Origin of the sequence: Nocardiopsis sp. MG754419, from assembly GCF_018207095.1 — a bacterium.
Classification (GTDB): Bacteria; Actinomycetota; Actinomycetes; order Streptosporangiales; family Streptosporangiaceae; genus Nocardiopsis.
On record NZ_QOCZ01000013.1, the window covers coordinates 1 to 12,154 of the forward strand.

Annotated in this window: 7 protein-coding genes; all 7 read right to left on the reverse strand. The window is 71.3% G+C overall.

Annotated features, from left to right (window positions below):
• Nucleotides 1-2,395 (reverse strand): endonuclease/exonuclease/phosphatase family protein (locus tag DSY14_RS04155; RefSeq protein WP_211715138.1); only part of this gene is annotated, 2,395 nt, incomplete at its 3' end.
• A 387-nt stretch (nt 2,396-2,782) separates the two neighbouring features.
• On the reverse strand, nt 2,783-5,377 hold the full coding sequence (locus DSY14_RS04160; RefSeq protein ID WP_211715097.1) for a polynucleotide kinase-phosphatase: 2,595 nt from the start codon (nt 5,375-5,377) through the stop codon (nt 2,783-2,785).
• Complete coding sequence (locus DSY14_RS04165) at nt 5,374-6,879, reverse strand: 3' terminal RNA ribose 2'-O-methyltransferase Hen1 (protein ID WP_211715098.1); 1,506 nt, start codon at nt 6,877-6,879, stop codon at nt 5,374-5,376. Before DSY14_RS04165 ends, DSY14_RS04160 begins: the two co-directional genes overlap by 4 nt.
• A 43-nt stretch (nt 6,880-6,922) precedes the next feature.
• Nucleotides 6,923-7,948 (reverse strand): hypothetical protein, encoded by a 1,026-nt coding sequence (locus DSY14_RS04170; RefSeq protein WP_211715139.1) that lies wholly within the window; start codon nt 7,946-7,948, stop codon nt 6,923-6,925.
• Nucleotides 7,949-8,044: 96 nt separating this feature from the next.
• Nucleotides 8,045-10,306: a TRAP transporter fused permease subunit gene (locus DSY14_RS04175; RefSeq protein ID WP_211715099.1), complete on the reverse strand. Its 2,262-nt coding sequence runs from the start codon at nt 10,304-10,306 to the stop codon at nt 8,045-8,047.
• 65 nt (nt 10,307-10,371) lie between these two features.
• Nucleotides 10,372-10,947, reverse strand: coding sequence for a DUF1850 domain-containing protein (locus DSY14_RS04180; RefSeq protein ID WP_211715100.1), 576 nt, complete (start codon nt 10,945-10,947; stop codon nt 10,372-10,374).
• Between the two features lie 14 nt (nt 10,948-10,961).
• Nucleotides 10,962-12,017 (reverse strand): TAXI family TRAP transporter solute-binding subunit, encoded by a 1,056-nt coding sequence (locus DSY14_RS04185; protein WP_211715101.1) that lies wholly within the window; start codon nt 12,015-12,017, stop codon nt 10,962-10,964.
• Nucleotides 12,018-12,154: the final 137 nt, after the last annotated feature.

Genomic DNA, 12,154 nt, shown 5'->3' on the forward strand with positions numbered 1-12,154 from the left:
CGTGGTCGCTGACCTGGTCGTGGAACTCGGAGTTGATCCGTGCGATCGCGTAGTCGACCCGGCCGGCCAGGGCGCCGTTGACCAGGATGTGGTCGAGGGCCTGGGAGTTGCCGTCGAAGACGTAGTTGTAGCCCTCGTTCGGCTCCAACAGGTCCACCATCGGGTTGGTGAGGGCACCGTCCCCGGTGAGGATGTCCAGGGTGCGCGAGAACTGGAAGTCGTTCAGGTCGCCCATCACCACGAGGTTCGCGTCGGGGTCGACGGCCAGGAGTTCGTCGGCGAACTCGCGGACGAGTGCGGCCTGGGCGTTGCGCTGGTCCTCACTGGTGCGGCGCGGCGGCTGGTGGACGCCGTGCAGGGACTGGTCCCCGCCCTTGGCGTTGAAGTGGTTGGTGACCACGTACACGTCGCGGTTGAGGGCACGGAAGTGGCCGACCAACGGCTTGCGGCTGGACGCCCAGGCGTCGTCCTCGGGGCTGATCCGGCCCGGGGAGACGGAGAGTTCGGCCCCGCGTTCGCCCTCGACGACCTCCACCGCGGTGGTGGCGTCACCGCCCTCGACGTCCACGAACTGAACCCTGTCCGGGTCGAAGAGGAAGGCGTTGCGGATGTTGCCGCCGGGGACACCACCGTCCCGGTTGTTCTCCGGGCTGATCTGGCGCCACTCGTAGGAGGGACCGCCGGCCTCGACGATGGCGTCCACGAGACGGTCCAGGGTGACGTCGGCGTCCACCACTCCGTCGTTGGTCTCGCTGCTGTTGTCCTGGATCTCCTCCAGGCCGACGATGTCGGGTGTGCCGAGATAGTCCACGAACCCCTCGGCGAGGGCGTCGAAGTCCTCCTGGGCGTCGGCGCCACCGAGGTTCTCGACGTTGTAGGTGGCGACGGCGATCTCGTGCCGTTCGGTCGCCCGGACGGGCCGCCGTTCGAGGTCACCGGAGACGTGCTCGCCCAGGGTCGTGGCGCGGACGAGGTAGCCGCCGAACCGGCTGTAGTAGACGGGGCCCTCGGTGACGCCGACGAGGGTGTCCCCCACGTTCGCCTCCGGGAACGGCCGGACCTCACGGTCCAGCAGCGACTCGATCTTGACGCGGCCGCTGTTCGGGTCGTCGTAGGAGCCGTAGTGGGTGCCGCCGTTGGCGGTGGGGTTCTCCTCGGGACGCGTGGTCACCCAGAGGGCGTCGTAACCGTCGGTGGGGGCGACGACGGGGGCGTCCTCGACCCGGACGAGCATGTGCTCGTGGGCCGCCCAGAAGTCGAGCGTGTAGGTGTCGGGCTCCAGTTCCAGTCCGGTGATGTCGCCGTCCGGCTCGGGAGCGTAGGTCGTGGGGAGGGTGTCCTCCTTGAGCACGACCGCCTCGGGCAGGTCGTTGTCGCGCGAGAGCGTGGTCCAGCGGGCCTGGTCGAGCTGGGTGATGCTCTGTGCGCCGGCCTGGGGGCGGTACTCGCTCACCCGTCCGGCCGCCAGGACCTCGTCGCCGACGGCGACGTCGGGGGTGGTGGAGCCGGTGAAGACGAACAGCGCCTCGCTGGTGCGGGGGTCGTCGTCGCCCTCGGGGTCCTGGAACCAGAAGCCCTGCGCGCTGCCGAAGCCCGCGACCGCGGTGACCACACCCGGCAGTCCGGTGACCTGCTCCCCCACCAGAGGTGAGGTGCGCGTGATCCCCTGCACGTCGTGGATGCGCAGGTCCCCCGGCTCGACCGGGACGTCGGGGTCGCCGCCGCCCGGTCCCTCGACGGTCTCTCCCACGCTGTTGGTGGGCGTGGGGGCGCCCACGGTGAAGTCGGCGGAGTTGTCCCCGGTGTCACGGAAGGCGGCGTCACGGGAGACGGAGGTGGTGTTGCCGGTGCCGGCGGCGGGCGCTCCTGCGTGGACGACGGCGCCCCCGTAGCCGACGGCGTCGATGACGGTGGTGTCCTCGGCGCACGTGGCGGCGGTCCGGCACTCGACGGCCGTGGTGCCCTCCACCAGCAGGACCGTGCCCGCGGTGGCGGACATGTTGGTGCTGCCGGCGGCATCGGGTGTGGGGAGCTCGACCGTGCCGCCGGCCCCGGCGGCCTGGCGGATCAGATAGTGCTCTCCGGCGGGGATCTCCCCGTCGAGCGCGGTGACCTGGACCTGTGTGGAGGCGGCGGGTCGCGCGGGCAGGTACTGCACGCTCCAGCCGGACAGGTCGATCGCCTCGGCGGTGGGGTTGCCCAGCTCGACGAAGTCGTGGCGCAGTTCCGCACCGCTGTTGCCCCCTCCCCCGTAGACCTCGCTGACGACGGGCGCGTCGGCGGCGGCCAGGACGGGCACCGGGGCGACGAGAGTGGCTCCCAGGGCCAGGGCGGCGAGGGTGGCGCCGGTGGCCAGGGGCCGGCGACGCGGGTGCGGCGTGGTGTCCGGGGGCACCGCTCCGGTCGACGTCGGGGGCCGGGATCTGGAGGAGGTAGAGAACACGTCTACTCCGTTTTCTCCGCTGAGATGGGGGATCGGGGGTTCGTGGACGGCACGGGGGGTCGTGCGGCCACATCATCGCGGCCGTGGATGTCCACGTGAAGGAGGGGACATGAAAACGGGACGAAGCGGCACCCGATTGTTGTGATCCCCCGATGTGGAGGGCCCCGGACCCGGCCTGGTCCGCCGGGTTCGGGACCCACCGGTCGAGACCGGTTCAGTCCAGGCCCGCCCGTCCGGCGTTGACCGGGTGGACGAGGGAGGTGTCCAGGTCGAGCGGGTCGTCGTCGGGGCGCGCAAGGGGTTCTCCCTCGCGCGCCCCGCCCGATCACACCGTGGACGTCACAGACGCGGGTCGACCGGTTCGGTCTCCAGCGCCAGCAGGGCGAAGACCGGCTCGTGCACCCGCCACAGCGGTTCGCCGGCGGCGGCCCGGGACAGGGCCGTCAGCCCGAGTTTGTGTTCGCGCATGGCCAGCCCGGACTTGCGGCCCAGACTGCGCCCCTTGAGCACCTGGAGCCGCTCGGGGTCGGTGTAGTCCGCGCCGTAGACGATCCTCAGGTACTCGGGGCCGCGGACCTTGAGCCCGGGCTGCGCCAGGCCCTTGCGGCTCTGGGCACGGGCACCGAGCAACGGCTTGACCACGATGCCCTCGCCGCCCGCGTCGACCATCTCCCTCCACCAGTCGGCGGCGGCCGCGCGGGCGTCGCCGTCGGTGGTGTCCACCACGCGGTAGCGGGTGCGGTGGATCATCGGGTGGGCGTCGGCCAACCGCTCGGCCACCCCCATGTGCCACAGGTGGTCGGCGTCGGTGTGGTCGCGCCCCTCGGACGCGAGCAGCATGAACGGGGCGAAGCGCAGCCCCCGCACACCGTCGGTCTCCCACGTGTAGCGGCGGTAGACGTCGCTGAACGCGTCCATCTGCCGGGTGCGCCGTTCGATGGTCGAGGCGAGCCCGGACACGTCCACGCCGCGTTCGGCGGCGGCGGCCAGCGCCGCCCCGGCCGCGGGCAACGAGGCCCGCGCCGCGGCGCCCACGGCCGCGTACTGCTCACGGATGAGCGCGCCCGCCTTGGCCGACCACGGCAGCAGTTCCCCGTCCAGGGCGACCCAGTCGGTACCGAGTGCGTCCCAGAGTCCGGCGTCGGTGACCGCGCGACGCAGCTCGTCGACCACGGCCCGCTGCCGTTCGGGGTCCTTGAAGAACGGACGGCCCGTGCGGGTGTGGACGGTGCCGAGTTCGCCGGGGACGAACCGCCGCGCGGCGGCCTTCTCGTCCCGGCAGAGCACCGCCACCGCCCGCGAGCCCATGTGCTTCTCCTGGCAGATCACCTGGTCGACGCCGGAGTTCCGATAGGAGGTGAAGGCCTCCGCGGGGTGCTCCAGCAGACCGGGGTCGGCCGCGGTGGGCGCGGGCGCCATCGTCGGCGGCAGGTACACCAGCCACCGGGGGTCGACCGAGAAACGGCTCATCACCTCCAGCGCGGCCATGGCGCTCTCCGCGCTCGCCCGGACGGTGCCCTCCTCGGTCCGGACGAACATGCCGGCGTGGAGGTCGCCCATGCCGACGTCGGCGATGTCGAGGGCACCGCCGGCGCTCTCCTCGGCACCCTTCGACCGCGTGTCCGCCAGAGGGCGCACCGGTGCGTACCAGACGCGCTCGGCGTCCACGTCGACGATCTCGCGTTCGGGGTAGCGCAGCGCGGTGAGCCGGCCGCCGAACACGCAGCCGGTGTCCAGGCAGATGGTGTTGTTGAGCCACTCGGCCTTGTCGGTGGGCACGTGCCCGTACACGACCATGGCCCGGCCCCGGTAGTCGCGGGCCCAGGGCAGGCGCACGGGCAGACCGAACTCGTCGGTCTCCCCGGTGGTCTGGCCGTACAGGGCGAAGGAGCGCACCCGGCCGGACGCCCGACCGTGGTACTCCTCCTTGAGCCCGGCGTGGGCCACGACGAGTCTCCCCTCGTCCAGGATCAGGTGGCTGACGAGACCGTCGCAGAACTCCAGGACCCGCGCGCGGAACTCCTCGCTCTCGGCGCCCAGCTGCTCGACGGTCTCGGCGAGACCATGGGAGATCCGGCCCGTGCCCTTCGTCAGGTGGCGGACCAGCTTGTTCTCGTGGTTGCCGGGCACACAGAGGGCGTCGCCGTCGGCGACCATCCCCATGACCAGGCGCAACACGCCGGGGGTGTCGGGGCCACGGTCCACGAGGTCACCGACGAACACGGCGGTGCGCCCCTCGGGGTGGTGCGCGCCGACGGCACGGCCCTGCTCGTCACGGCGCGTCGCGTAGCCGAGTTCGCCGAGCAGGCTCTCCAGCTCCGCACGGCACCCGTGCACGTCACCGATGATGTCGAAGGGTCCGGTGAGCTCGGTCCGGTCGGGCCAGGGGCGCTCCAGGTCGATCCGGACGGCGGCGATCTCCTCCTCGCTCTTGAGGTGGTGCACCTTGCGCACGCCCTCGCGCGCCATGTGCCGGAGCCCGTCGCTCATGTCCCGGTGCTGGCGGCGCACGACCTGGTCGCTGAAGTTCCGGTCGGTCCGCACGCGGTTGCGCTCCACGGCCACGCCCACCGGCACGTCGAGCACGATGGCGGTGGTGAGGACGTTGTTGTCCTTGGCGATGCGGATGAGGTGTTCGCGCGCCTTGCGCTGGACGTTGGTGGCGTCCACGACGGTGAGCAGGCCCCGGCGCAGACGGATGTCCACGATGCGGCCCAGCAGCGCGAAGGCGTCGGCGGTGGCGGACTGGTCGTTCTCGTCGTCGGCGACCACCCCGCGGCAGAAGTCGGAGCCGATCACCTGGGTGGGCCCGAAATGCGCGGCGGCGAAGGTCGACTTGCCCGACCCGGAGACCCCGACCAGCAGGACCAGCCCCATCCGGGGCACGCCGAGCACGCGGGGCTCGCGGGCCGCCTCCGGTTTCGTCTCGGTCATCGGGTGAAGACTCCCATCTGGGTCGGGGCCCCGTCCTCGGGGTGTTCGGTGCCGACCGGCAGGTACCGGACGGTGTAGCCGTACTTCTCGGCGACCCGGTCGGCCCAGGCGGTGAACTCGGCCCGGGTCCACTCGAACCGGTGGTCGGCGTGGCGCAGGGCGCCTTCGGCGAGCCCCTCGTAGTGGCGGTTGTGTTCGATGTTGGGTGTGGTGACCACGACGACACGGGGTGCCGCCTCACCGAAGACGACGTCCTCCATGGCGGGCAGCCGGGAGGGATCGAGGTGTTCGACGACCTCCATCAGGACGGCGGCGTCGTGGCCGTGGAAGCGCTGGTCGCGGTAGACCACCGAGCCCAGGACCAGGTCGACGCGGGGGCGCTCGGTCCTGCCGGGGTCGTCGACGAACAGGGGACGGTGACCGCGGCCGCCACCCGGATCGCAGCCCTTGCAGAGCCGGCGATGGGCGATCTCCAGGCTGCCCAGGTGGACGTCGACCCCGGTGATCCTCTCCAGGGTCCGGTCGCGGACCAGGCGCCCCAGCAGCTTTCCGCCACCGCACCCCAGGTCGACGACGCTGGTGACGTTCTCGGCCGCCAGCACGGACGTGATCGCGTCCGCCCGCCGCTCGGCCAGGGACGGCTCGCGCTCCTCGACCGCCGGGTCGGTGGGGACCGGCGCGGCCGTGCCCTCCCCGCTCTCCTCGCTCCTCTCGGTCTCCTGTCCCTCGGCCTCGGCGAGGCGGGACAGGGCCGTGCGCACGTACCGCTCGCGGCGGGCCAGGTAGCGGCGGGTGATCCACTCGCGTTCGGGGTGCGCGACCAGCCAGCCCGCGCCGTCCTCACCGTCGACCCCGTCGACGGGGGCGCCGCCCGCACGCAGCAGCTTGTCGATCTCGGTGGAGTCCACCCAGTAGTGCTTGTCGCCGCCCTCCATGGCGGGCAGCAGCACGTACAGGTGGCTGAGCGCCTCGGACAGCCGAAGGGTGCCGGTCAGCGTCAGCGACAGGTAGTGCGCGTCGCCCGACTCGGGCAGTTCCGGGTCCAGCGGCACCGGCTCGGCGCGCACCGTCCAGCCGAGCGGCTCGAACAGGGCGCGCGCCCGGTCGGGACCGGGCCGACACGGCACCGCGGGCAGGTGCAGTTCCAGGGGGAGGGCTGTGGCGGCCAGCTCGGGGCGACGTTCGCACACACCCCGGATCGCGGTCCGCAGCACCCGGCCCAGCGCGACCGTGAACAGGGACGACGAGGCGTAGGGGCGGTCGTTGACGTACTGGGCGAGGGAGAAGTCCGGCGTGCTCACCGACGTCCGCGCGCGCAACAGCGCCTGTGGGTCCACCTCCAGCAACAGCGCGGCCGTGCACCGTTCCTCGGTGGCCTCGGGGTAGAACACGTGCGCCGTCCCGAAGGACTGCTCGTAGCTCTGCGCCTTGTCGGGATGCTTGTGCAGCAGGTACCCGAGGTCGGTCGCGGGTCGGGCCGTGGTCGTGATCGTCAGTAGCACTCGTGCATTGTGGCCGAACGACCAGGCCGGGAACCAGTACTTTTCAGGCGGCGCCGGTGTCGACCTCGGGCGCCCGGCGGGGGTCCACGCCCAGTTCGGCCATGGCGAGGGCGATCTCGGCGCGCGCGGGCCCGAAGAAGGACCAGGGGATCTCGCCGGCGAACCGACCGACCATGCCCAGGTGCCACCGGGCCGGTTCGGTGCGCCCCGACCGGTGGAACGCCCAGGCGAACAGGTGGTGCGCCTGCACGTCGCGCACGTGCGGCACGGCGGCCGACGCCCAGTCCCGGGCGAGCACGAACAGTTCGTGCACTCCGTCGCCGTGCAACCGGCCCATGCTCATGGAGGCGATGTAGGGGCTCTTGCCCTCGTCGACGAGGCGGCGCTGCTCCCCCCGCAGGTACTCGGCGTGGGCGAGCGCCAACAGCGCGGGCAGCGGGGAGCCCTCGGGGGCGGTGTCGGCGGCGGCGCCGGCCGCGGCGAACATCTCCTCGGCGGAGCCGCCCCGACTGGGGGCCAGCGCACGCACACGGGTCAGGTGCGCGGGCCACAGATGGGGCGCACGGGCGCGCGCCTCGGTCCAGGCGCGTTCCCGTTCGACCCGGTCCCCCAGGCCCATGGCGACGGTCTGGAGGGCCGCCCAGGGAGCGGCGTCCTCCGGGCCCAGGCGCGCGGCCTCCTCCAGGGGCGGACGCGCCTCGTGCAGAGCGGCGACCACGGCCTTGCGTTCGGCGTGCCCACCCGAGGGCAGTGCCATGGCGCGGGCCAGCAGGGTGTGCCCCGTCCACAGCAGGGTGTCGGCCGGATCGGCGCCGTCCTCGATCAGGGCGGCCACCTCGTCGGGGCGGTCCAGGGCGGCCCGGCCGAGCGCCTCGACCTGGTAGGCCCGCGCCTCGGGGTCCTCGCGGGTCTCCAGCAACAGCGAGGTGCCCACCTCGACGTCGCCCTCACGGACCGCGGCGCACGCGGCACGTAGGAGCGGATCGGTGCCGAGGGCCCCCGAGACCAACGTCCCCTCCAGGTCGGAGCCGGTCGGCACCGTCGAGGGCTTCCATCCGAATCGCCACATACCTGCCATGTCAGCGAGGTTAGATCATCGGTCGAACGGCCCGGGATGCACGAAGGCCCGCCGTCCGGGGGACGGCGGGCCTTGAGGGGGACGGGGTCAGCCGACCTTCGCCTCGGTCTTGGCGTCGGTGTCCGGCTGCGGCTCACCGAGCGGGGCGACCAAGCCCTTGGCCTTGTCACGTCGGTGGTTGATCACCTGCAGGCCGATGAGCACGGTGCAGGCGACCGTGCCGGCCAGCACGAACCAGTGCGAGGCGACCTGCACCGACAGCAGCGACTCGGTCCAGCCGGTCCACTCGGGGGCGATGAGGACCAGGGCGGCCGACAGACCCAGGGCGATCCGCTCGCCCAACATCGTGCGGCGCAGGAAGTAGCCCTCGATGGCCATGGCCCCGGCGGCGAGTGCCACCGATCCCGTGACGATCGCTATCACCAGGTCCAGAACGGGCCCGTCGACCTCCATCAGCGCGGAGTAGGCCATGAGCAGCGGGATCAGGTAGAGGCCCTTGGCGAACTTCCACGCGGACACACCCGAGCGCATCGGCTTGGAGTTGGCGATGCCCGCCGCCGCGAAGGCCGCGAAGGCCACCGGCGGGGTGACGTTGGAGTCCTGGCTGAGCCAGTACACGATCATGTGCGCGACGATGAGCGCGAGACCGAGCTGCTCCAGCGCCGGACCGGCCAGGATGACCAGCACCACGTAGGAGGCGGTCACCGGCAGACCGATGCCCAGGATGAGCGAGGCCAGCGCGACCATCACCAGGGTCATGAACAGGTTGCCCGCGAAGGCGTTCACCAGGACGTCGGAGAAGACCAGGCCCAGACCGGTGAGGCCGACCATGCCGACGATGATGCCCGCGACGGCGCACGCCACGGAGACCGGCAGGGTGCTGCGGGCGGCCATGACGAAGATCTCCAGGAAGTCCCGGAAGTTCAGGCGGCTCCCGGCGCGCAGCATGGCCACGACCAGCAGGGCGCCACAGGCGGCCAGACCGGCCTGCGTCGGCGGCACGTAGTTGAGCAGCAGGACGATGAGCAGGATCAGCGGCGCCATGAAGTGCCAGCCCGCACGCATCACGATGCCGAGCTTGGGGATGTCGTCCTTCTGCATCACACCGACGTTGTGCTTACGGGCGAGGATGTCGACGAACAGGAACATCAGCGCGAAGTACATGATCGCCGGGATGATCGCGACCTTGACGATGTCGGCGTAGGGGATGCCCAGACGCTCGGCCATGAGGAACGCGCCCGCGCCCATGATGGGCGGCAGGACCTGACCACCGGTGGACGCCGCGGCCTCCACGCCGGCGGCGTCGTGCTTCTTGTAGCCGACCTTCTTCATCAGCGGGATCGTGAACGGACCGGTGGTGACCACGTTGGCGATGGCGCTACCGGACACCGAACCCATGAGGGCGCTGCCCAGCACCGCGCCCTTGGCGGGGCCACCGACCATGCGGCCGGTGAGGACGTAGGCCAGTCCGACGAAGAAGTTGCCGCCGCCGGTCTTGGACAGCAGCGCACCGAAGAGGATGAAGACGAACACGAAGGTGACGACGACACCGAGTGTCAGCCCGTAGATCCCGTCGTTGCCCAGGTAGGTGTGGGTGGCGATGCGCTCGTACGTCGCACCGGAGTGGCCGAACTGTCCCGGGATCATCGGGCCGACCCAGGCGTAGTACAGGAAGGCGCCCACCAGGATCACCATGACCAGGCCGACCGCGCGCCGGGTGGCCTCCATGAGGACCACGATGGCGACCGCCCCCATGATCCAGTCCATGTCGGTGTAGGCGCCCGCGCGTCGGGCCAGCTCCGTCTGGAAGACGATCGGGTAGAAGCTCACGACCACGGTGGCGACGACCATCACGAGGTCGAGCACGGCCCCCAGGACGAAGGTCACCGGGTTGCCCTCGGCCTTCCCCTTCTTGAAGGGCGGCATGATGATGAACACCATCAGCATCACCAGCATGAGGTGCATGAGGCGCTGCTGGCGGGCGTCGAGGCCGGCGCGCAGGGCGATGTAGAGCTGGAAGCCGGTCAGGGCGATGCCCAGGGCGAGAATGATCCCGCCCATGATCAGACCGGCCCGACCAGTGCCCCAACGCTCGGAGGCGATCCGCCGCCAGAACGGCGGGGCGTCCTCGCCCAGACCGTCGACGTCGGGCAGCACGTCGGCGGAGGTGCCGGTCTTACGGCCGCCCTGGCCGAAACCGACCTTGGCGTCCTCCCCGGTCGCGGTCGCCGTGGCGGCGTCCGTCCCCTCCTGTCTCGTGGACGCGGCGGCCTCGGCGTCGCGCCCGGTCGCCTCCGGTTCCTCCGGTGTCGGGGACGCGTCGCCCCGCGACTGTGGGGTGTCAGCCATGTTCTTCCTCGGGTTCGCTGGGCCGCGCGGGGCGTGGGTCCACGGGGACCGCGCGGCGGAGTGTGTCAGGCGGGGGGTGCGTCGCACTCCGGCTGCGGATCGGTGTCGAACAGCAGCTGGAGGGTGGTGGCACGGGCCGGTTCGATGAGCACCCGACGGGCGGTCAGGCACTCGGAGAGCCGTACCTCGGCGTCGGGGGTACTGACTCGGTGGTCGATGGAGGGCGCGCCCACGCGGATCGCCACTTCGGATCCGATATCGCGGTTCATGTCCTCGATGACCCACCACTCACCGTCGGCCCGGCCGGTCCCCTCGCCCGGTCGGTGCCCCATGCCGGCGCCGAACTGGCGCAGGCGCGTGGAGTCGACCACGAAGGTTCCGTCCCTGACCTCGATGTACTCCTCGATCGGCAGGTGGTCGATCGAGTGCACGTAGGAAAGGGTGAACATCTCGCCCTCGGCCAGGGGCAGGTGACCGAGTCGTTCGTCGTCCACGCTCAGCCGGAGCGCGGGCCACAGGGGGAGCAGCGCGACCGCCGCTCCCAGTGCCAGGAGCGCCCCGGCGGTCCAGAGCGCGGCGGTCCGCGGACGCCGAGTGGTCTCGGTGTCCGCGGACCGACGATCCCCGTTCGGGTTCGCCATGGAACGCGTGCGTCCTACTCCTGGTCGGAGCCGTCGCCGGTGTCGGGCAGCAGCTCGGCCGGGATCTCGACGCCCTGCTCCTCGTAGAAGCGCACGGCACCCGGGTGGACGGGCACGGGGCTGTTCTCGATGGTCTCCGGGACCAGGTACTCCTCGCCCGGGGCGTAGACGCCGACGACCTCGTCGATGTGGTCGAACATGGCCTTGGTGATCTCGTAGGCCTGGTCCTCGTTGAACTCGCCGCTCACGACGAGCGCGTTCCACACGGCGATGGTGTCGACGTCCTCGTCGATGCCCGGGTAGGTGCCGCCGGCGATGACGTGTTCGGTGTAGCCGCCGTAACCGCTGACGATCGCGTCGCGCTCCTCGTCGCACATCTCGATGATGTGGATGTCCTCGGTGGTGCCGAGCTCGGTGATGCCCGAGTGACCCTCACCGACGACCCAGGAACCGGCGTCGAGCTGGTTGTTGGTCAGGGCGTTGGCGGTCTCGGCGTAACCGAGCTGCTGCAGCTCGACCTCGCTGGAGGAGATCTCCAGCGACTCGAAGACCTGGTTGGTGGTGGCCTCGTTACCGCTGCCGATGTCGCCGACGGAGTAGCGGTTGCCCACCACGTCGGAGAAGCAGTCGAGCCCCTTGGACTCGGCGATGTCGGCCAGGGTGACGGCGTGGAAGACGTTGGGGTACAGGACCGCGAGCGAGTAGGTCTCGACCGGGTCGCCCTCGAAGTCGGCCATCCCGGTGAAGCCCTGGTCGGCGGCGTCGCCCTGGACGATGGCCAGGTGGCCGTCACCGCTGTTGAGCAGGCGGATGTTCTCCACGGAGGCGCCGGTGGCCTCGACGGAGGCGCTCTGCCCCTCCAGGTTGTCACCGATGATGGTGCGCAGCGCACCACCGATCGGGTAGTACACGCCGCTCGTGCCACCGGTCACGATGCTGAGGTTGGACTGGACGGCGCCGCCGCCGAGTTCGGTGTCCTCGCCCGCCTGTTCGGCCGGCTGTGCACCACAGGCGGCCAGCATGAGGACACTGGCGGGGAAGGCGGCCAGGGACAGCAGTGTGCGTCGCATGGTCGGTGGGGTCCTCTCGGGTGTTCTGGTTCAGGGGATGCGGCGGATGCGTACAGCCGATACGCGTCCGCCCTCCGGACGCGGGTGTGGCCCGTACCACTCTCCGTCGCCAGCAACGTAGTCGCCATACCTGTGAA